Genomic DNA, 19216 nt, shown 5'->3' with positions numbered 1-19216 from the left:
CGCACGATGCCGTACAAGGCACCGCGCCGCGGAACGTTCAGTGGCTACCTGTCGTGATACGTGGTGCAAATGGCGCGCGCATACGATGTGGGAATCCACCCCTCGGCGTAATTCGGGTCGCAGCCATCCCAGTAGCCAGTTCCGTCATAGCTGCAATTCCAGAGATGGTAATAACAGTAACCGTCACTGGGCGGCGTCCCGGTCTCGGTGGATGCGGTCAGCTTGTGAGTAACACCAACGAGGAGTGCGAGGCCGATGGCGCCAGACGCCACCATGAGAGGAAAACGCTTCACTGGGTGCTCCTGCGAACGGATGGTTGAATGAGCTTCCGGGCGAATTCCCGGCAAGCGCGACAACGTTACCGCTCGACCCGCACCGACACCAGCAACACAACGTATTCCGGAGCTGGTTTACTCGCCGTTGACCGTGGTGCTTACGGCGCGAGCGATCTCGGCGACCGTAAATGGTTTCTCCACGACCTGGCAACCTGACGCCGCGATGAACCCGCTGGATACCGACTCGACGGCGTCTCCAGTGACGAAGATCACCCGCTTCGCCAGCGCGGGGCGCGTTCGGGAAATCTCACGATGGAATTCCTGGCCGCCCATTCCCGGCATCTTGAGGTCGCAAAGGATCACGACCGGTGCGTCGCTGTCGGACACCTGAGCCAACCACTCGATCGCCTCGTGACCACTGGCGGCCTGGCGCACCTGCCATCCGGTGCGAGCGAAGAGCTTGGCAAGCGTTGCGCGGACGGCCGGCTCATCGTCGATCAGCATCACTTCGGCCGCCTTGCCGTCGCGGAGCGGCGGCGAGGGAAAGGGACGCTTCATCGCCGGCGTCGTGTCCGCAACCGGGCCTGCGGAAGGGAGCGACAAAATGAAGCGCGCGCCGATGCCGCTCGCGGGACGGTTTTCCAGCCGAAGCGAACCGTCATGCTGTTCGGCGATTCCGAACGAGACCGACAGGCCGAGTCCCGGCCCGCGCCCCGTCTCCTTCGTGGTGTAGAACGGCTCGAACACCTTGCCGACCAGTTCGTCGGGGATGCCGGGACCGGTATCGTCGACGATCAACTCCACCCGATCGCCGGCGATCCGGATGCGAACCCGGACAGCGCCACCGGCCGGCACCGCATCGAACGCGTTGTCGATCAAGTTGACGAGCACCTGCTCGATTGCGGCAGGATCGACACGGATCGCGTGCATACGATCGGGGATGTCGGCCGTCAGGGTCACGCTTCGAGCCTCGGCCACCGGACGCAGCGTTGCAACGGTCCGCTCGACGAGATGCACCGGATTGATCTCCTCGCGCTGGTCGTCGCGATGACGCACGAACGCGAGAAGGTCGCGAATGATGTGGCGCGCGCGATTGGCCTGTTCGTGGATCATCCGGAGACCGGTGCGTACTTCGCCCCCCGGTGCAGTTTCGGCGAGCTGTTCGCTTTCACCCAGGACGACGGCGAGCGGGTTGTTGAGCTCGTGTGCCACTCCGGAGACGACGCGGCCGATCGCCATCATCTTCTCCGACTCCGCCATCTTCCGCTCGAATTCCTCCCGCTCCGCCAGCATCGCCTGCTGGAGGGTGAGGTCGCGGATGACGACGACGCCGCCGGGTTTCTCGGCGTTGCGAAGCCGCCCGACGGTGAATTCGATCGGGAACCGTTCACCGTCGACCCGGATCCCGGAGGCGGGGTAGGTGATCAGGTCGCGGTTGGCGCGGACTTCGGCCTCGTGCATCAGGTCGAGGACCGATTCGGTGGGACGATCGATCACCCCGCTGATCGGCTGGCCGACGAGTGCGCCGGGTTCGACACCGAGCAACAGGGCAGCGCCTTCATTGGCCAGTTCGATTCGCCCGCCGGCGTCGAAGGTGACGATCGCTTCCTGCGCCGCCTGGATAATGTCGTTGAGACGGAATTCCGATTCGGCGACGGCGCGAATGCGCTTCTCGTGTGCCTCGATCACATCGAGGAAGGCTTCCTGGACGATCACCACGATCACCCCGACGCCAAGGAGTGCCAATGCGATGGCATCGCCGTACAACGCCGAGAATCGCACCACGTGGATCAGCGTCATCAGGGAGCCGGTCGAACCGGGGGACAGCTTGTCGATCAGATAGCAGGTCGCCAGCGTGCCGTACAGCGTGGTGACAACGCCGAGGAAGGTGAGTCCGCGAAATCGCGGGCCGACGGCGGCGGTAAAGATGAATTGCGCGGCACCGAAGAAGACCAGCGGCGTCGCAATTGCCTCGACCACGCCGCCGATCCGGTCTGCATCCAGAACGCCGAGGCCGATGCCGAAGATCGCCACGGCGATGAGCGCGCTCCGCTCGATGTGCACCGGGGCCCGGCGACCGGCGGCGGACAGGCCGCCAAAACCGACGGCGGCAATGAAGAGGAACCGCGCCGGCCAGAAGAACGGGAGGATGATCGTGGCCCACATACCGAGCCCCGGACCACCAGCGGAATGGACGATCTGCCCGATCGACTCGAGCGCCGGATAGGTCAGGGAGAACGCCTGCGCTGCCCAGGCCGTCAGCCAGATCACCACCAGCCGCCGCTGCGAGGAGAGCGGCAGCAGCAGCACGAAGGCGCCCACAAGGAGGAGCGCCGACGCCCATTCGACGACAGGGCCGATGATGAGGACAGCCTTGAAGAGGCCGCTCACCGCCTGGACTGGGGGGTGCATCCTGAAAAATACGGGCGATCGGGGATATTGACGAGTCCCGAATAACGCGGACCGGTGGTCAAATCCGTCAATTTCCCCTCAATTTCTCCCCAATATGTTTGAATCAGGTAAAGTCGATCCCGCCCCGTTCGCCCACCCTCAGAGGTAGATCTCGCTGCCACGCTCCTGGAACTCCCGCGCCTTCGCCGCCATTCCCAGCTCCGCCTCAAGCCGCGCCGCCTCGTCGCGGATGTCCTGCGTGATCCGCATCGAACAGAACTTCGGACCGCACATCGAGCAGAAGTGCGCGATCTTCGCCCCCTCTGCCGGGAGCGTCTCATCGTGGAAGGCGAGCGCGGTCACCGGGTCGAGCGACAGGTTGAACTGGTCGCGCCAGCGGAATTCGAATCGCGCCTTGCTCAGCGCATCATCCCGCTCGCGCGCGTCCGGATGCCCTTTCGCCAGGTCGGCCGCATGCGCGGCGATCTTGTACGCGATCACTCCCGCCTTCACGTCGTCGCGGTTGGGAAGTCCGAGGTGCTCCTTCGGGGTGACATAGCAGAGGAGCGCCGTTCCGTACCAGCCGATCATCGCGGCGCCGATCGCCGAGGTGATGTGGTCGTATCCGGGTGCGACATCGGTGGTCAGCGGTCCCAGGGTGTAGAATGGCGCCTCGCTGCACCATTCCAGCTGCTTCTCCATGTTCTCCTTGATCTGGTGCATCGGGATGTGCCCCGGCCCTTCATTCATCACCTGCACGTCGTACTCCCAGGCGATGCGGGTGAGCTCGCCCTGCGTCTTCAGTTCGGCGAACTGCGCTTCGTCATTCGCATCGGCGATCGATCCCGGCCTCAGCCCATCGCCGAGCGAGAACGAGACGTCGTACGCCTGCATGATCTCGCAGATTTCGCGGAAGCGCGTGTAGAGGAATGATTCCTGGTGGTGCGCCAGGCACCACTTCGCGATGATGCTCCCGCCGCGGGAGACGATCCCGGTCATTCGCCGGGCGGTGAGCGGGATGTACCGCAGCAGCACGCCGGCGTGCACCGTGAAGTAGTCGACCCCCTGCTCCGCCTGCTCGATCAACGTGTCGCGATAGACCTCCCAGGTCAGATCCTCCGCCACACCGCCGACCTTCTCCAGCGCCTGATAGATCGGCACCGTCCCGATCGGCACCGGCGAATTGCGGATGATCCACTGACGCGTCTCGTGAATCTTCTTTCCCGTGGAGAGATCCATCACCGTGTCGGCGCCCCAGAGCGTCGCCCAGCGGAGCTTGTCGACCTCTTCCTCGATCGACGAGGTGATCGCCGAGTTGCCGATGTTGGCGTTGATCTTGACGTGAAACTTCCGGCCGATGATCATCGGCTCGAGTTCCGGGTGATTGATGTTCGCCGGGATGATCGCGCGTCCGCGCGCCACTTCGTCGCGCACCAGCTCGACCGGCAGCCCCTCGCGAAGCGCGATGTATTCCATCTCCGGCGTGATGATCCCGCGCCGCGCATAGTGCAGCTGCGTCACCGGCCCGTTGCCGCGCAGCACGGTCCGCTTGAGTCCTTCGGGCATCTCGAAGCCGAGCGATTGATCGCGCTCGGGACGCGCGGTCACATCGCGCGCGGCGATCCACGGCGCGCGCACCGGTGGCAGCCCGTCGAGCACATCACAGTCCTGCGGCCCGGAGGTGTCGTACACCGAGACCGCATGATTGTGCGATCCGTCGGGAGAATCACTCAGCGCGATCTGGCGGAACGGCACGCGCACGCCATGTTCGCCGTCAACGTGGATCTTGCGTGAATTGGGGAACGCGTCGTCGTACGACGCCGACGTGGGGGCAACTGCGGTGGCCATCGGAAATCTCCTGCGCGGAGTCGCCTCCCTACGCCGGTATGAACCGGGTCAGGTTCCGAGGGTGCTTCTCAACCCGATCCCCCATGTGGAATCGGGTGCCCCTGGCGACACTGCACGATAATGACGCCACCACCCCCGCGCTCGACACCTGCGTTGTCGATTCCCGCACCGCGCCGTAGTTTTGACGCGCTTCTTCACCATCATGGCGGCACAAACCGCCCATCTCTACGGAGTGTTTCCTCATGCGACGTGTAGCACTGATGATGTCCACGGTTGCGCTGGCGGTGAGCGCCGTGGCACTCGGCGCCCAAGCGCCGAACTTCACCGGCAAGTGGACGATGGTGCCGGACCCGAACGCAGCAGCCGCTGGTGGCCGCGGTGGATTCGGCGGCTTCGGTCAGGAATTCACGGCGACCCAGGATGCCAATACGCTCACCATCACCCGCACCACGCAGAATGGTGAGACGAAGTCGGTCTACAATCTCGATGGCTCGGACAGCAAGAACACCACGCAGGGCCGCAACGGTGCCCAGGAAGTCGTCTCGCACGCCAAGTGGGACGCGGGCAAGCTGAACATCTCGACGACCCGCGACTTCGGCGGCACACCGTCGACGACGGTGCAGACGCTGTCGATCGATGCGTCGGGAAATCTCATCGTGTCGACGACCGCTCCCGGCCGCAACGGCGGCGATCCGACGACCCGGGTGACCACCTACAAGAAGGGCTGAGCGAGTACCGTCGGCCCACAACGCCCGAGTGCCAAGAGACCGCGGGGCCGGAACCTTCTCCGGCCCCGCAGTTTTTTCCTGGCCGTGCCGGCAGGTCATCGCGGCTGCAGGTGATACACCGCCATCGCGTTGTCGTGCATGACCATCCGCGCCAGCACTCGCGCCCGCTCGTTGGTGATCTCGCCATCGCGCACCATGCCGAGGAGCGCACCGGTCAATTCCTTCCGGGCATTGCGTGACGCGACGTACGCGACTTCTTCCCATCCCTGCGACGGTCCCCCTTCGAAGGCATCGGTGCCGAACATCACCTTTCCCGGCCATTCGTTGAGCCACATCCTGAGCGCCCGCGCAACCGCGGCGGGTTCGGCGAGAAGATCCATCATGGAGATGTCAGTGTAGACGTTCGGTTTGGAGAGGAGCGCCAGCGTTTCCCCGACGCGCGGCCAGCCGCCATGCACGATCACGAAGTGGGTGCCGCGCAACGTCGAATCGTCGAGCACCGGTTCGAGCAGCGCCGGTGAACTCCCCGCGGTGGCATAGAATCCGCCGAACCCTTCGGTCACATGGATCTGCACCGCCATGCTGAGGTGGCCGGCGTCGCGAGTGATGACGCGAAAGAGATGGTCTTCGAGTGTCTTGTAGTCGGCTGGCGGTGGCGGACCGTGATCGACGTATCGGGCGTAGATCGTTGCGGCGGCCGCGGAATCGTCGGGGCCGAAGTCGAGCGGCCGGAGGTACGCCGCCTCGAACTTGATCGCCACTGCTCCGGCGGCGTGCTGATGCTCGAGCGCTGCCTCGACGACCGTCGATTGGTATGCAGCGAGCGTCTTCGGCAGCGCAGCGATGCCGAGATCGCGCAGGTACCGCTGCAACAGCTTCGCTTCGAGCGGGTAGAGCGCGCGCCGGTCTGGGGAGACGGCGCCTTCGAGCCGGCTGTCCAGCGGCAACATCAGCGCATCGTCGAACGCGACCCAGCGAAATCGCGGCGCCGACAGCCCGTCCATCGCGACGCGGTTGGCGAGCATCACCTCGATGTGCGCGCGATCGAGCGCCCACGCTGGGAAGCCCGCACCGTTGCCGGCGATCAATCGCTGGCGCGCGTCGGCGACCTCCTTGCGTGACGCCGCCGTGGTGTCCGAGGAGATCACGCCGTAGAGCGCGCGCTCGGCCTCGCGGAACGACGGATTGGCGACATCGAGTCCCCACGGCAGGGCAAACCCCGGAATGCCGTCGAGTGGCAGGGCATCGTAATCGGTGTCGGCAGGGGATCCCGCCGCGACGAACGTCATCGGGTGGGCATGCGAGTCGATTGCCCTGAGCGTGTCGACGAACTGGGTGAGATCGGCGGCCTGCGCGTCCTGCTGCGGCACGCACCCGATGCACAGGAGGGCACAGAGAAGGAGGACGGCGGTCGCGCGGATCTGGTGTGACATCACGGGACTCCTCGCAGGCGGCGTGGAACACGCAGACGGCAGGTGTTCATGGATCTTACTGCGGCGCGGCCGCCCGTGACACACCGCGTCGCCTCCGGCGCTGGTTGATCGCCGCACGGATCAATAGATTGCCCCGGTGACAACCACAGCGCATTGACGATGTCATCCTCCCAATCGACCGACCTCATGGCTGCGCCGGTAAAGGCGATGATCCGGCGGGTGCCGCGATCGTACCCGGCGCGCTACGGCACGCGCGGAATCGCGATCGATCGAGCCGATCGGCAGCACGCCGACTACGTCCGCGCCCTCGAGGTCTCCGGACTTCGCGTGGTCACCGTCCCGGCCGATGAGTCGTTTGCCGATTGCGTCTTCATCGAGGACACCGCGGTGGTGTGGGGGAGCCGTGTGCTCCGCGCCAGCATGGCACCGCATCGTGAGGGGGAGCAGGGCGCGGTCATCGCCCAGCTTGGTGCCGACCACGAAATCGTGACCCTCCCGGTCGGCGCGCGGCTCGACGGCGGCGACGTCCTCCATGCCGGCGAGGTGACCTACGTCGGCCTCTCCAGCCGGACCAACGTCGTGGGCGTGGAATCGGTGCGCCGCTTCCTGGCTCCCGCCGGCCGCGACGTCATCTCGGTGCCGGTCGACCGGTGTCTTCATCTCAAGAGCGCAGCGACGTGGCTCGGCGACGGGACGATGCTGGTCGCGCCGGAGTTGATCGATCCGCGGCGGTTCGAGGCGCACCGGACGCTCACCACCTCGCCGGGGGAGGATCGAGCGGCAAACACGCTGCGGATCGGCTCACAGCTCCTGGCGCTCCGCGGCTATCAGCGGACCTTCGAAACACTCAACGCCTTCGCGCATGAACACGGGGTCGTCCTGCGGCTCCTCGACATGTCGGAGTTCGAGAAGGGCGACGGGTCGCTGACCTGCCTCTCGATCGTGGTCTAGCCGATCCGCTGGGGCAATTACTGCGCGGGTATTCGGACAACCCAACTCCCTGACATGCTGGTGAAGCGTTCTCGTTTTCGGATGGATTGATTCGCCCGGAATCGCGCCGGGGATGTGTGTGCACGCTCCGGCCCCCGGACGTCCCCCACCGTGGCAAGAGTGTTGAGAACAGCGGCGGAGACAGTTACCTGACTCCAAGGCATAGACTCGACACTCTTGCCGTTTTAATGCCGGTCGATCATTCAGAATCAATGGGCATCTCACGGAGGATCTCATGATCCGCAAGCTCTCCTCGGGCGAATACCGCCTCTATTCTCGCAAAGCGAATCCCAAGACCGGGAAGCGCCGCAATCTCGGCACCTTCCGCAGCCGTGCGGCAGCGGAGAAGCACGAACGGGCGGTCCAGTACTTCAAGCATCATTAGCATTGCACGAGATTCTCGTCACGCGGCCGATCGGGCCGCACGATCCCGGGAGCGTTCGGTGGAAGTTTCAGTCAAGGTGTTCGATCGCGACGGGGCGCTCGTCGGCCCGATCCGTTCCGAGCGGGTGGAGAAGAGCGACGACGAATGGCGCCGGCTCCTCTCGCCGGAGCAATACCGCATCGCGCGCGGCAAGGGGACGGAGGCGCCATTCTGCGGCACGCTCCTCGACAACAAACGGAGCGGGGTCTACAGCTGCATCTGCTGCGGACTGCCGCTCTTCTCGTCCGGTGCGAAATTCAATTCCGGCACTGGCTGGCCGTCGTTCTTCCAGCCGATCGCCGAGGAGAACGTGGCAACGCAGGTCGACCGTTCGTACGGAATGACCCGGACCGAACTCCTCTGCGCGCGATGCAGCGCGCATCTCGGACATCTCTTCGACGACGGCCCGCCGCCCACCGGGCACCGCCACTGCCTGAACTCCGAGTCGCTTGTCTTCACCGACGAAACGGCGCTCGCCTCGCTCGCCGACGACCGGAGCCCGGCAGCGGGTTGAGCGCGCGCTGTTTCAGCGGCGAAACTGGTTGCCCGCCCGCGGAGTTAGTATTGCCTCGAACCCACAGGCGAGAGGTCGCGATGAACACCGAGGAATACAAGGTCAGCGGCGAGAAGCTGGTCGACCGCGTCAAGGAACTGGTTCGCGAAGGAAATGCCCGGCGGATCATCGTCAAGAACGAGTCGGGCCATACCCTGCTGGAGATTCCGCTGACCGCGGGGATTCTCGGCGCGATGTTCCTTCCGATCTGGGTCGCCCTCGGATCGATCGCCGCGCTTGCGTCGCACTACACACTGGTCGTCGAAAAGCGAGACGGCGAGCCAACTCCGCCGGCGGGAGAACTGCGCAATCAGTCCTGAGGATGCCAGGCCGCGGCCGTTGCCGCGATCGCCGTGGAAGCTGCCGGGCGCGGCGCATGCTGCGCCACGAGTGCCAGGACACCGACGACCACCAGCGCCACCGAGAGGCACAACTCCGCCTTGACGGCGCGAAGGGCGCGATCGAATTCTGCCCGCCGATTCTTCCGGTACACCATGATCCGCTCCATATGCCCGCCGCTTTCGCCGTCGGGCTCGGGTGGTGCGGGAGGGCCAAATAGAACGAAGGCGTGACTCGGTTCTCCCGGATCACGCCTTCGTCTTTCGGGGCTTTCCCCGCACGACCAGGCTGTTCTTGTCTTGCTGACCCGCGCAATCGCGCCGGCATCATGGGGACGCCGCCGCGACGACTCATTGCACGCGCTCCGGACCCGGACACCGGCTCACCCGGGGCCGGATCGCCCTGCGCCGGCAATCACATCCCGGCCCGGCGATAGACCAGGAGCCAGAGCAGCTTGTTGATCGCGAGGTGGAGCAGTCCGTAGACCACCATCGCAATCAGGATCGGAATCGCGAGCGTGAATTCGTTATTCACTGTCACCGACCCGACGATGCCGCGGAATGGCGCGTAGAACGGATTCGTCACGTTGTCGATGAACTGGGTGAATCCCGCCCACGAGCTGGCGTGGAAGAAGACCAGCAGCAGGCGGATGAAGAGGAGCGAGTAGAGAAGCCAGAAGAGATAATCGATGATCTGCGAGGCACGGCCGAACTCACGGCGCCGGCCCGGCGTCGTGATCATGGTGCGATCGGTGGTCTCCGTGATGACTGCCATCTGAACCTCCGTGTCGATGAATCCGAAGGGATGACGCGCCGGGGGCGCCTCATGGCACGCCACCGGTCCGGCGCGACCTGGCGCGGGCCCCCCCGGGCGGTGCAACGCCTCCCTCAGGTGCCGTCCCTTATCAACACAGCGACGATGGGGGACAGATCATGGCGAGAGGACTCTGGAAGGGATCGCTTTCCTTCGGCCTGGTGACGATCGGCGTGGAGCTCTACAGCGCCGAGGCACCGGAGCGGCTCGACCTCGACATGCTCGACAAGCGCGACATGTCGCGCATCGGCTATCTCAAGATCAACAAGACGACGGGAAAGCCGGTCGAGCAGAAGGACATCGTCAAGGGATACGAGGTCTCGAGCAATCGCTACGTCATTCTGGCCGACGAGGAGCTCAAGGAAGCCAATCCTCGAGCCACCCGGACGATCGACGTGATCGGGTTCCTCTCCGCCGACGAGATTCCGATGATCTACTTCGCCAAGCCGTACGTCGTCGGGCCGACGAAGGGGAGCGAGAAGGCCTATCATCTCCTCGCCAGGACACTCGAATCGATGCACCGCGTGGCGCTGGCGAACCTGGTGATCCGCACCCGGCAGTATCTCACCGTGGTGTACCCGTTCGATGGCGCGCTCGTCGCGCAGGCGTTGCGCTACGACGAAGAGGTGCGGAAGCCGGCGGATTTCGGGATCGACGCTTCCGAGTCGGCGAAGTCCGTCCGACCGCCGGAACTTGCGATGGCGAAGAAGCTGGTCGAGGGGATGGAGGTCAAATGGAAGCCGTCGGAATACCGGGATGAGTATCGCGACGATCTCCTCGAGCTGATCAAGCGGCGCGCGCGGGGCGCCAAGCCGGCGCATGAAGCAGCGCCGAAGGGGCGCGAGCCGAAGGTGCTCGACCTGATGGAAGCGCTGCGGCGTTCGGTGAAGGAACAGCAGCACGACGGCGCGACCCGGCGCAGCCCTGCACGCCACAAGCGCGCGCGCAAGAGCGCATGATGGATGGCGGCGCGCATGACGAGCGGGCGGCGTGAACCGGGAATCGGCGCCGCAGTTCGTCCCGCCCGAACTCTGCACGCTCGTCGATGCCCCTCCAGCCGGCGACGAGTGGATCTACGAGGTGAAGTACGACGGATATCGCCTCGAGGCGATTGTGACCGATCGCGACGTCCGACTTCTCACCCGGCGCGGCAACGACTGGACCGACCGGTTCCCCGGCCTGGCGCGCTCGATCAGCAAGCTTCGACTCGGATCGGCGACGCTCGACGGCGAGGTTGTCGTCCTCGATCGATCCGGCCGCTCGCGCTTCACCCTGCTGCAGCAGAGTCTCGACGCAGCCCGCGACCAGGACCTCACCTATTTCGTCTTCGATCTCCTCCGCGCGGGGGGCGCCGATCTTCGATCGCTACCGCTCCGCGACCGGAGGACGAAGCTGGAGCAGCTTTTCCGGAAATCGAAGGTCGCGGCAACCGGCGCGGTACGCCTCGGCCAGCGACTCGACGGCGAGGGGAAGGTGTTGCTGCGGGCCGCGTGCAAGCTCGGCCTCGAGGGGATCATCGGAAAGCGGAACGGCGCGCCGTATGCGAGCCGCCGCACGTCCGATTGGGTCAAGGTGAAATGCAGCAACCGGCAGGAGTTCGTGGTGATCGGCTTCACTCCCCCAGGTGGGGCTCGGGTCGGTCTCGGCTCGCTGCTCCTGGGCGTGCACGAGAAGGGTGAACTTCGTTACGCGGGCCGGGTCGGCAGCGGATTCAACGACGCGATCCTGCGCGAACTGCGGCGGCGGTTGCGGCTCCTCGAGACCCCGAAGATGCCGCTGGCGACGCGTCCTGCCGGCGTGCCGGGGACGGCGCAGTGGGTCAAGCCGCGACTCGTGGCGGAAGTGTCCTTTACGGAGTGGACCAACGACGGACGCTTGCGTCACCCGGTATTCCAGGGGATCCGCGAAGACAAACCAGCCACCAACGTTCGACGCGAGCGAGCCCAATGAGTCCTTCGAAGAGCGCCACCGCGACGGTCGCGGGTGTTGCGATCAGCCACCCTGACCGCGTGATCTATCCGGGGTCGAAGATCACCAAGATCCAGCTGGCGGAATACATCGCGGCGGTCGGCCCGCTGATGCTGCCGCACGTGGGGGGGCGGCCGTTGTCATTGGTGCGCTGTCCCGACGGCGTCGCCGGCACCTGCTTTTTTCAGAAGCACTGGCCGGGACTGCCTCCCGACGTACTGGACACCGTTTCGATCCTCCAGGGGAATGGGCAACGGCGGATGTATGTCGCCGTGGGCGACGTCGCCGGCCTGGTGGCGCTGGTGCAATGGGGAGTGCTCGAGATCCATCCGTGGGGATCGCGGACCGATGATCCGGATTGTCCCGACCGGATCATCTTCGATCTCGATCCGGGTCCCGGGGTCTCGTGGAAGTCGACGCAGCAGGCGGCGCGCGGTCTCGGTGCCCTCCTCGACGAGCTCGGGCTGGCGAGCTGGGTCAAGACAACCGGCGGGAAAGGACTGCACGTGGTGGTGCCGATCGCGCGTCGGAGTCGTTGGGACGAAGTGAGCGAATTCGCGCGCGCGGTGGCGAGCCAGATGGAATCGGTCTTTCCCGATCAGTTCATCATCAAGGCGAGCAAGGCAGAACGGGAGGGCGTGATTTTCATCGACTGGCTTCGCAACACCCGCGGTGCGACGGCGATCGCGCCGTGGTGCCCGCGCGCGCGCGCCGAAGCAGGGGTCTCAGTGCCGATCTCGTGGGACCAGCTCGCGACGATCAAGCGGGGTGACCAGTTCACCCTACCGCGCTTGCGCCGCTCGACTCCGACGATCGACGATCCCTGGCGCGACATGCTGGCGTCCCGCCAGGGATTGACCAAGGCGATGATGAAATCATTGAAAAAGAGTTCGCGCTAGCGGCGGTCATCCGCGGAGATCAGACCGACCAGCGCCTCGTCCAGACGGCGGCAGCAAACGATTCGAGCACGATCGCAAGGATCAGGAATGCGAAAATGGTCCGGGCGAGAGCGGCGAGTGCCGCGTTGCTCACACCAAAGCCGAGAGGTGCTATCAGAAGGGCTCCCACCATCAGGCTCGCGATCTGCCGCAGCATACCAGTCTCCGGGGAGAGGGATCGCTACGATCTACTTGAACGCGGTCCCGGCGGTGGTACCAAACTCCGCCGGGTGGTCCAGTTTATTCGCTGGGCAACGACGGAGTTCACGCTGGGGGGACGACCGACCAGCGATTGCGGGAGGGTGGTACTTCCCGCTCGTCATCGTACTCGTGGATCACCACCGGCCGGTTTGGCGCCGGGTTGTACCGGGGGCCCGCGTCGGTGGTGAAGGAGATGAAGTCGCCGAGTCCGTCGCCCGGCTTGAGCCCGCTGAAGGTATGTCCTGGCATCGCCGTCCTCACTGGTCAGAAAACGCGGAAGGCGTCCACCGGCTCCCATGGAGCGGACGGACGCCTTCAACTCGCGGGGCCCGGGGCCACCGGTCGTTAAGGGACTCGACCCCGAGTCGAGTCATGTGTCCTGCAGCCTGCGTGTATGAATGCTCCGGAAGCGCTATCCGGTCGTGCGGTGACGTTCATCCCCACACATCATACACACATCGTGTCAGACGACCTCGAGCAGGAGCTCGAGACGCTCGCGAAGTGTTGCCAAGGTCTTCGATTTGAACGACCCCTTGGTCTCTTCGAGCACCGCGATCGTTTCGCGAACCGCCTGCTGCAGTTGCAATCCCCGCGGACAGTTGATCAGCTGGCACGGTGATCCGCGGACCACTTCCCTGCCGCTGAGCGCCTGGCCGAGGGTCTCGAGATTGCTGAGCGATCCCATCACGTTGCGCAGCGTGAGGGCGAGGAAGGCGTCGATCTGGGCGCCCGCGGCCTGCTTGGTCGTCTGGTTTGGGGTGGTGGCCCGGTGGAATTCGTCGCGCCACGCCTCGAGTTGCTCCTCGGTGCGGCGCATGCTGCGATAGGCGCGGAAGCGGGCGATCGCGCCCTCGATCCGGACCAGCAGGTCGTCCCAGGCGACGGGTTTCCGCAGATACGCGGCGACGGGAAGCTCGATTGACGCGATCGCCGATTCGGTCGACGGAAAACCGGTCAGGATGATGACCGGCAATCCCCCGGCTTCCTCGGCGAGCCGGCGCACCAGCGCGAGATTCTCGTTGCCTGGCATCTCGAGGTCGCTGACCACCAGGTCGAACGAGCCGCCCTGGACCGCGGCAAGCGCCGACGCCGCGTCGGGCGCGGTGCCGACCGAATACCCTTCCTTCCGGAGGAGTTCCGCGGTCGACTGCAGAAAGGTGTCCTCGTCGTCGGCGAGGAGAATTCGTCCCCGGGAATTCACGACGTTTCCCCCGCGACCCGATCGAACGGGATCCGGACCTGGAGTACAGTCATCTGGGCACCTTCGGTATGGAGTTCGGTCGTGCCGCCGAGCGCCGCGAGAAGTCGCTGCGCGTGGGCATCGAGCTCTGGAGGATGAGACGACAGTATCGCCAGATAACGCACTTCCACGATCAGGACCCCGCTGGGAATGCGAGTGTCGATCGTCACGCTGGTCGCGGGATCGGCGGCGCGGATCGCGGCCCCGAACCCCGGGATCAGGACGTGGCGGAGGAGTCCGGCCGCCTGGGGAAAGGGAAGATGGACGGCGTTGAGAATTTCGACCGGAGGCGTTCCCGTGCCGATCGCCTGCACCGCCATCTGTACTGCGCCGCCGACGATCGCCGACACCGCCACACCGACGGCGCTATCGGCCTCGGCGCTGTAGGTATCAGCGAAGCGGCGGGTGACGGCGGCGATGCGCTGGATCTGCCGCTCGATCGCCGCGACGTAGGCGAAGTGCGGGTGGCTCTGCGGGATGGCATCCTTGACCAGCCGGAACGAGTTGTGGACCCCGGCGAGCGGATTGTTGATCTCATGCGCCACCCGGCCGGCGATCGCGCCGATGGTGCAGAGACACTCCACCTCCCGCGCGACGCTCTCGCGCGAGGTGTCGTGATCCATTTCCTCCGGGGAAGTTGCCATCCCTAACGATCGCCCGTCATCATCCTGCTGTCACCCCTTGCGGTTCTCGAATCGTCGCCTGATACTCTCAGCTGCAACGCACAACACAGGGATGGCTGCAGGTGCGCCATCCGCTCGATCACGCCGGGGCTGGGCCCCGGACGATGCGGGCGCGACCGATGAACCGAGATGGTTCAGGGACGCGCCCGCTTCGCTTTGGTGACACACTAAACTGTCAGGGGCCTGATAATGAGGATGCCTGAAGCTGAAGTAGGGACCAGATCACGCGATCGTCGGCGTCAGGAAATGGCGCAGGTTCACGATCTCGTCGCCCACTCCCCCGAGGCGATCCTGACGTCCCGAGATTCGCAGGGCATTCTTCGCGCATCGCTGGTGCGCGTAAGGCCGGGCGAGTCTGATCGGGTCTTCGTGGCAGGGGATGCGTCGCTGATGTCGCAGCTGCGCCGGTCGTCGGACGTGCTGCTCACCTACGCCGACCGCCAATCGGGCCGCTGGCTGGTGCTCAACGGTGTGGTCCAGCCGGCCGATCGGGGCGGTGCGTTCGATCATCTTCCCGCCTGGCTCAGCGGCGGGAAGAACACCTCGCACGGCGAGGTGGCGGTCCGGATCCTCGCCGCCGACCTCTGGGAGTGAGCAACGCCGTGGCGCCGCGCGTGTCACGGCGGCGGAACGCGCCGCCCCGACACGAGCCCCGTCAGCAGCGAGAGCAGGAACAGGATCAGGAAGATGAAGAAGAGGATCTTCGCGATTCCGGCTGATGCGACCGCAATCCCGCCGAAGCCAAAGATGGCGGCGATGATCGCGACAATGAAGAATCCGAGTGCCCAGCGCAGCATGATACCCTCCAACAAGTGAGATGACGTTGCCTGGTTAGGGTGACGCCCGGTTGCGCGCGCGATGGACAGTGCCACCGTTCGCTCGTGCGACGGCGCCCTTCCTCCCGCGCCGGCCTGGCGCCCCCGGGTGCGACCCTCTTTCTTCTCTGAGCATCTAGGGGAAGACACTGGGAGGAACGCGATGCCGGCTGCTCCGTCACTGCTCAAGGGGACCCTCGACGTGCTGGTGCTCAAGGCACTCGCCCGCGAACCGATGCACGGGTTCGAGATCACGGTCTGGATCGAGGCGCACTCCGAGGGATTCCTCGCGGTCGACGACGGCGCGCTCTATCAGGCGCTGCATCGGATGGAAGCGCGCAGCCTGGTCCGCGCCGAGTGGGGGATCACCGACAACAATCGCCGCGCGCGGTACTACAGCATGACCCCGGAGGGCCGCAGGCATCTCCGGCGCGCCGCCGCCGACCTGGTGCGCTATGCCCACGCAGTCGTGGCGATCCTCGCCGAGGGTCGATAGCACCGTGCGGCTGCCGCGCGGAGTCCGCCGGCTCTTTCGCCTCGACGTGCGGCGGAAGGAATTCATCCGCGACGCGCTGGATGAGGAGCTCCGATTCCACCTCGACGCGCGGATCGCGCAGCTGCTCGACCGCGGCCTGTCTCCAACCGCCGCACGCGATGAAGCGATGCGGCGCCTCGGATCGTCGGTCGACCCGTCCCACAATCCGGTCCACCGCTCCGCCCAGCGAAAGGAACAACGGATGGCGTTCCGTGAATCAATCGACGGCGTGATCCAGGACGTCCGCTACGCCGCACGTGGACTGGCGAAGCGCCCCGCGTTCACTCTCGTCGCGGTGATGACACTCGCCATCGGCATCGGCGCCAACACCGCGATCTTCTCGGCGGTCAACGCGGTGCTGCTGCGGACGCTGCCGTATCGCGATCCGGCGCAACTGACCGACATCGTGCTCACGGCACCGAAGGGAGTGGAGTTTCCCTGGTCGTGGCAGAAATTCGAGGTATTCCGTGATGCCTCGCGGAACTACAGCTCGATGGCACTGCACCTGACACAGCAGGCCACGCTGAGCGGGCCGAATCCCGAACGAGCGCCGATCGAGTGGGTCAGCGCCGCCTACCTGCACACCCTCGGCGTCGGCGTGGCGATGGGCCACGACTTTGATGCCGACGAAGACGCCGGGCCCAATGCGCCGAAGCGCGCGCTGATCAGCGATGCATTGTGGCAGCGGAGGTTCAGTGCCGATCCTGCCGTGGTCGGGAAGACGGTCCGCATCGACGGCGACGATTGCGAAGTGATCGGCGTGCTGCCGCCGACGTTCCGCGGGTTGTCGGGAACCGCCGAAGCGCTGTTGCCCATCGGTGCCGGCGACAGCGCCTCCATGACGCAGCCGTGGTCGCTCGAGTATGACCTGGTGGGACGGCTCAAGCCTGGAGTCACGGCAGCGCAGGCGACAGCCGAAGCCGCGCGCGCCGGGACACTGGCGTTCGATCGCTATCCATTCACCAAGGACATGCTGACGACGGCCGACGCCGCCAAGTGGTCGGCGACGGCACGCTCGCTCAATTCGGTGCGCGCAGCCCCGGTGGTGCAACGCTCGCTGCTGGTGCTCTTCGCCGCCGTGGGGATGGTGTTGCTGATCGCCTGCGTCAACCTGGCGAATCTCCTTCTCGGCCGCGCAGCGACGCGTCGGCAGGAGATCGGCGTCCGCCTGGCGATCGGTGCCGGGCGCGGACGGCTGGTGCGGCTCCTTCTTGCGGAGAGCCTGCTGCTCGCGGCGATCGGCGGCGTCGCGAGCGTCACGCTGGCATGGTGGGGCGTTCACCTGCTGCAGCATCTCAATCCCGCCGATGCGCTGCAGGCGCAGGGGATCGGGCCGGGGATCGCGGGGAGCGGCTTCGATGCGATCCGGCTCGACCCGGTTGCGCTCGGATTCACGTTTGCCGTGACACTCGTCGCGGGGGTGTGGTTCGGTCTCGTCCCCGCGCTCCAGGCGACGCGTCCATCGCTGACCGATCACCTGCGTGACAGCGGCGCGGGGCGAATGAGCGCGCGGCTGGGCGCCACACGGCGCGCGCTAGTGATCGCCGAAGTCGCGCTGGCGCTTGTGCTGCTGGCGGGCTCGGGATTGATGCTGCGCAGCCTGGGGCGATTGATGGCCGTGAATCCGGGCTTCACCTCCGACCACATCCTGACCATCCGCACGGCGTTTCCTCCGGGCGCTCTCTCGCCAGATTCGCTGCCCGGATTCTACGAACGGCTGCAGGCGCGGCTTGCCGCAGTTCCCGGCGTGACCGGCGTGGCGCTCGCTGATTGCCCGCCGCTCAACGGCGGTTGCAACGGCACCATCATGACCTTTCCCGACCGGCCACAGAGCGTCACCGGCAACGCGATGATCGGGGTGCACTGGGTGTCGCCGAACTGGTTCGGCGCCCTGCACGTGCCGCTGATCCGCGGAAGGATGTTCGCTCCGGGTGACGCCGCGGGCGCTCCGCGCGTGGTGCTGATCAACGAGGCCGCGGCGAAGCAATACTTTCCCCACGAAGATCCGATCGGGAAGGCGGTGAAGATCTATCAGGGAGGGTTCGACAAGGGCGCCACGGTGATCGGCATCGTCGGTGATGTCCGCTTCGGCACCATCGATTCGGTGGCCCGACCCGACAGCTACATCTCCACCGGGCAATCGCACGTCGAGAGGCTGGTGATCTTCCTGCGGACATCAGTCGATCCGGCATCGGTCAGCAGTGCGGCGCGTCGTGCGATCGCGGAGATCGCACCGGGGAATCCGGTATACGACATCCGCACCATGGCCGCTCGCGTCGGCAACGCCACGGCACAGGCACGATTCAGCGCACTGCTGCTGGCGATCTTCGCCGCCGTCGCGCTGGCGCTCGCGGTGATGGGGATCTACGGCGTGATGTCGTTCGGCGTGGTGCAACGCACTCGCGAGATCGGCATCCGCATGGCGCTCGGCGCCGAGCGCGGCAGCGTGGTCGGGATGGTGATGGCGGAGGGTGCCCGGCTCGCCGGGGTCGGCGGCGTCATCGGCGTCGCTGCAGCCCTCGCGTTGACGCGAGTCCTCCGGTCGCTGCTGTATGATGTGGCGCCGTCCGACCCGGCGACGTACGCCGGCGTCGTGCTCGTCGTCGCGGCGGCGGTGGTCGTCGCCAGCTGGATCCCGGCACGGCGCGCCGCGAGCGTGGAGCCGACCGAGGCGCTGCGCAGCTAGCGACGCTGTAGCTTTCGGCCGTCCCCAAGCCGAGCGTCCGAGATGTGGAACATCGCCGTCCCCTGGTGGGAGCTGGTCGTCCGTTCGATCGTGGTGTACATCTTCCTCCTGGCGCTGCTGCGCGTGACGGGCAAGCGCCAGGTGGGACAGCTGGCACCGTTCGACCTCGTGCTGCTGCTGGTGCTCTCCAACGCCGTGCAGAACTCGATGAACGCCGGCGACAATTCGCTGATCGGCGGATTGATCGCCGCGACGACGTTGATCGCCGTCAACTACGTCGTGGCGCTCCTCACCTTCCGCAACAAGCGGATCGAGGCGCTGGTGGAAGGGCGTCCGCAGGTGCTGATCCACAACGG

23 protein-coding genes and 1 riboswitch are annotated in these 19216 nt (G+C 65.8%); of the genes, 12 read left to right on the top strand and 11 right to left on the bottom strand.

Annotated features, from left to right (window positions below):
* Positions 1-44: 44 nt before the first annotated feature.
* From VGM20_14415 to thiC, 3 genes are all read right to left on the bottom strand, one after another.
* Entirely contained in the window at positions 45-293 is a 249-nt protein-coding gene (locus VGM20_14415; GenBank protein ID HEY4102061.1) for a hypothetical protein, read from the bottom strand.
* Positions 294-410: 117 nt separating this feature from the next.
* Positions 411-2687 carry an ATP-binding protein gene (locus VGM20_14410; protein ID HEY4102060.1) on the bottom strand — a complete coding sequence of 759 codons (2277 nt, stop codon included), beginning with the start codon at positions 2685-2687 and terminating at the stop codon, positions 411-413.
* 138 nt (positions 2688-2825) lie between these two features.
* Positions 2826-4514 (bottom strand): phosphomethylpyrimidine synthase ThiC, encoded by a 1689-nt coding sequence (gene thiC / locus VGM20_14405; GenBank protein HEY4102059.1) that lies wholly within the window; start codon positions 4512-4514, stop codon positions 2826-2828.
* Between the two features lie 8 nt (positions 4515-4522).
* Positions 4523-4627, bottom strand: a riboswitch (TPP riboswitch).
* A gap of 129 nt (positions 4628-4756) precedes the next feature.
* Here thiC and VGM20_14400 point away from each other — a divergent pair.
* Entirely contained in the window at positions 4757-5242 is a 486-nt protein-coding gene (locus VGM20_14400) for a hypothetical protein (protein ID HEY4102058.1), read from the top strand.
* A 95-nt stretch (positions 5243-5337) separates the two neighbouring features.
* Here VGM20_14400 and VGM20_14395 read toward each other — a convergent pair whose 3' ends face one another.
* Positions 5338-6675: a hypothetical protein gene (locus tag VGM20_14395; protein ID HEY4102057.1), complete on the bottom strand. Its 1338-nt coding sequence runs from the start codon at positions 6673-6675 to the stop codon at positions 5338-5340.
* 159 nt (positions 6676-6834) lie between these two features.
* Between VGM20_14395 and VGM20_14390 the strand changes: the two genes are divergently transcribed.
* The 4 genes from VGM20_14390 to VGM20_14375 all read left to right on the top strand — a co-directional run bounded on the left by VGM20_14390 (position 6835) and on the right by VGM20_14375 (position 8962).
* A complete protein-coding gene (locus VGM20_14390) occupies positions 6835-7626 on the top strand; it encodes a hypothetical protein (GenBank protein HEY4102056.1) in 792 nt (263 codons plus the stop codon).
* Positions 7627-7900: 274 nt separating this feature from the next.
* Positions 7901-8050: a hypothetical protein gene (locus VGM20_14385; GenBank protein ID HEY4102055.1), complete on the top strand. Its 150-nt coding sequence runs from the start codon at positions 7901-7903 to the stop codon at positions 8048-8050.
* Between the two features lie 58 nt (positions 8051-8108).
* Positions 8109-8603 (top strand): peptide-methionine (R)-S-oxide reductase MsrB, encoded by a 495-nt coding sequence (gene msrB, locus VGM20_14380; GenBank protein HEY4102054.1) that lies wholly within the window; start codon positions 8109-8111, stop codon positions 8601-8603.
* An 80-nt stretch (positions 8604-8683) separates the two neighbouring features.
* The gene (locus VGM20_14375) at positions 8684-8962 is read left to right on the top strand and encodes a DUF4342 domain-containing protein (GenBank protein ID HEY4102053.1); all 279 of its coding nucleotides are present in this window, start codon (positions 8684-8686) and stop codon (positions 8960-8962) included.
* Here the strand turns inward: VGM20_14375 and VGM20_14370 are convergent.
* Together VGM20_14370 and VGM20_14365 are read right to left on the bottom strand one after the other, a co-directional pair.
* The gene (locus tag VGM20_14370; protein HEY4102052.1) at positions 8953-9138 is read right to left on the bottom strand and encodes a hypothetical protein; all 186 of its coding nucleotides are present in this window, start codon (positions 9136-9138) and stop codon (positions 8953-8955) included. The two genes, VGM20_14375 and VGM20_14370, sit on opposite strands and share 10 nt — an antisense overlap.
* A 257-nt stretch (positions 9139-9395) precedes the next feature.
* Complete coding sequence (locus tag VGM20_14365) at positions 9396-9755, bottom strand: YggT family protein (GenBank protein ID HEY4102051.1); 360 nt, start codon at positions 9753-9755, stop codon at positions 9396-9398.
* 158 nt (positions 9756-9913) lie between these two features.
* On the opposite strand from VGM20_14365, the gene VGM20_14360 reads away from it, so the two are divergent.
* Genes VGM20_14360 through ligD (VGM20_14350) form a run of 3 tightly spaced genes read left to right on the top strand, consistent with a single transcriptional unit; the run spans position 9914 to position 12661 of the window.
* On the top strand, positions 9914-10753 hold the full coding sequence (locus VGM20_14360) for a Ku protein (GenBank protein ID HEY4102050.1): 840 nt from the start codon (positions 9914-9916) through the stop codon (positions 10751-10753).
* A 31-nt stretch (positions 10754-10784) separates the two neighbouring features.
* Positions 10785-11744 carry a non-homologous end-joining DNA ligase gene (gene ligD, locus VGM20_14355; GenBank protein HEY4102049.1) on the top strand — a complete coding sequence of 320 codons (960 nt, stop codon included), beginning with the start codon at positions 10785-10787 and terminating at the stop codon, positions 11742-11744.
* The gene (gene ligD / locus VGM20_14350) at positions 11741-12661 is read left to right on the top strand and encodes a non-homologous end-joining DNA ligase (protein HEY4102048.1); all 921 of its coding nucleotides are present in this window, start codon (positions 11741-11743) and stop codon (positions 12659-12661) included. Before ligD (VGM20_14355) ends, ligD (VGM20_14350) begins: the two co-directional genes overlap by 4 nt.
* Before the next feature lie 19 nt (positions 12662-12680).
* Here the strand turns inward: ligD (VGM20_14350) and VGM20_14345 are convergent, their stop codons facing one another.
* From VGM20_14345 to VGM20_14330, 4 genes are all read right to left on the bottom strand, one after another.
* Complete coding sequence (locus tag VGM20_14345) at positions 12681-12857, bottom strand: hypothetical protein (protein ID HEY4102047.1); 177 nt, start codon at positions 12855-12857, stop codon at positions 12681-12683.
* Positions 12858-12964: 107 nt separating this feature from the next.
* Positions 12965-13150, bottom strand: a complete 186-nt coding sequence (locus VGM20_14340; protein HEY4102046.1) for a hypothetical protein — start codon at positions 13148-13150, stop codon at positions 12965-12967.
* A 214-nt stretch (positions 13151-13364) separates the two neighbouring features.
* Positions 13365-14102, bottom strand: coding sequence for a response regulator (locus VGM20_14335; protein ID HEY4102045.1), 738 nt, complete (start codon positions 14100-14102; stop codon positions 13365-13367).
* Positions 14099-14785, bottom strand: coding sequence for a hypothetical protein (locus VGM20_14330; protein HEY4102044.1), 687 nt, complete (start codon positions 14783-14785; stop codon positions 14099-14101). The genes VGM20_14335 and VGM20_14330 overlap by 4 nt, the downstream gene beginning before the upstream one ends.
* 285 nt (positions 14786-15070) lie before the next feature.
* Between VGM20_14330 and VGM20_14325 the strand changes: the two genes are divergently transcribed.
* The gene (locus VGM20_14325) at positions 15071-15418 is read left to right on the top strand and encodes a pyridoxamine 5'-phosphate oxidase family protein (GenBank protein ID HEY4102043.1); all 348 of its coding nucleotides are present in this window, start codon (positions 15071-15073) and stop codon (positions 15416-15418) included.
* A 23-nt stretch (positions 15419-15441) separates the two neighbouring features.
* Here VGM20_14325 and VGM20_14320 read toward each other — a convergent pair whose 3' ends face one another.
* Positions 15442-15621, bottom strand: coding sequence for a DUF1328 domain-containing protein (locus VGM20_14320; GenBank protein ID HEY4102042.1), 180 nt, complete (start codon positions 15619-15621; stop codon positions 15442-15444).
* Positions 15622-15802: 181 nt separating this feature from the next.
* Here VGM20_14320 and VGM20_14315 point away from each other — a divergent pair, with 181 nt between their 5' ends.
* The 3 genes from VGM20_14315 to VGM20_14305 all read left to right on the top strand — a co-directional run.
* Positions 15803-16135 carry a PadR family transcriptional regulator gene (locus VGM20_14315; GenBank protein HEY4102041.1) on the top strand — a complete coding sequence of 111 codons (333 nt, stop codon included), beginning with the start codon at positions 15803-15805 and terminating at the stop codon, positions 16133-16135.
* 4 nt (positions 16136-16139) lie between these two features.
* Positions 16140-18860: an ABC transporter permease gene (locus VGM20_14310; GenBank protein ID HEY4102040.1), complete on the top strand. Its 2721-nt coding sequence runs from the start codon at positions 16140-16142 to the stop codon at positions 18858-18860.
* Between the two features lie 42 nt (positions 18861-18902).
* Positions 18903-19216 (top strand): hypothetical protein (locus VGM20_14305; GenBank protein ID HEY4102039.1); only part of this gene is annotated, 314 nt, incomplete at its 3' end.

This window comes from Gemmatimonadales bacterium (genome assembly GCA_036500345.1).
Classification (GTDB): domain Bacteria; phylum Gemmatimonadota; class Gemmatimonadetes; order Gemmatimonadales; family GWC2-71-9; genus Palsa-1233.
The sequence above is the reverse complement of the archived record's forward strand: the minus strand, read 5'-3'. Positions and strand labels throughout refer to the sequence as shown.

Bases quoted from the DNA above. Each gene is read 5' to 3' on its own strand.
- VGM20_14390 (HEY4102056.1), top strand. From the start codon at position 6,835: ATGTCATCCTCCCAATCGACCGACCTCATGGCTGCGCCGGTAAAGGCG.
- VGM20_14385 (HEY4102055.1), top strand. From the start codon at position 7,901: ATGATCCGCAAGCTCTCCTCGGGCGAATACCGCCTCTATTCTCGCAAA.
- thiC (HEY4102059.1), bottom strand. From the start codon at position 4,514: ATGGCCACCGCAGTTGCCCCCACGTCGGCGTCGTACGACGACGCGTTC.
- VGM20_14410 (HEY4102060.1), bottom strand. From the start codon at position 2,687: ATGCACCCCCCAGTCCAGGCGGTGAGCGGCCTCTTCAAGGCTGTCCTC.
- VGM20_14345 (HEY4102047.1), bottom strand. From the start codon at position 12,857: ATGCTGCGGCAGATCGCGAGCCTGATGGTGGGAGCCCTTCTGATAGCA.
- VGM20_14375 (HEY4102053.1), top strand. From the start codon at position 8,684: ATGAACACCGAGGAATACAAGGTCAGCGGCGAGAAGCTGGTCGACCGC.
- VGM20_14340 (HEY4102046.1), bottom strand. From the start codon at position 13,150: ATGCCAGGACATACCTTCAGCGGGCTCAAGCCGGGCGACGGACTCGGC.
- VGM20_14370 (HEY4102052.1), bottom strand. From the start codon at position 9,138: ATGGTGTACCGGAAGAATCGGCGGGCAGAATTCGATCGCGCCCTTCGC.
- VGM20_14320 (HEY4102042.1), bottom strand. From the start codon at position 15,621: ATGCTGCGCTGGGCACTCGGATTCTTCATTGTCGCGATCATCGCCGCC.
- VGM20_14365 (HEY4102051.1), bottom strand. From the start codon at position 9,755: ATGGCAGTCATCACGGAGACCACCGATCGCACCATGATCACGACGCCG.
- VGM20_14315 (HEY4102041.1), top strand. From the start codon at position 15,803: ATGCCGGCTGCTCCGTCACTGCTCAAGGGGACCCTCGACGTGCTGGTG.
- VGM20_14330 (HEY4102044.1), bottom strand. From the start codon at position 14,785: ATGGCAACTTCCCCGGAGGAAATGGATCACGACACCTCGCGCGAGAGC.
- VGM20_14325 (HEY4102043.1), top strand. From the start codon at position 15,071: ATGGCGCAGGTTCACGATCTCGTCGCCCACTCCCCCGAGGCGATCCTG.
- ligD (HEY4102048.1), top strand. From the start codon at position 11,741: ATGAGTCCTTCGAAGAGCGCCACCGCGACGGTCGCGGGTGTTGCGATC.
- VGM20_14360 (HEY4102050.1), top strand. From the start codon at position 9,914: ATGGCGAGAGGACTCTGGAAGGGATCGCTTTCCTTCGGCCTGGTGACG.
- VGM20_14395 (HEY4102057.1), bottom strand. From the start codon at position 6,675: ATGTCACACCAGATCCGCGCGACCGCCGTCCTCCTTCTCTGTGCCCTC.
- VGM20_14400 (HEY4102058.1), top strand. From the start codon at position 4,757: ATGCGACGTGTAGCACTGATGATGTCCACGGTTGCGCTGGCGGTGAGC.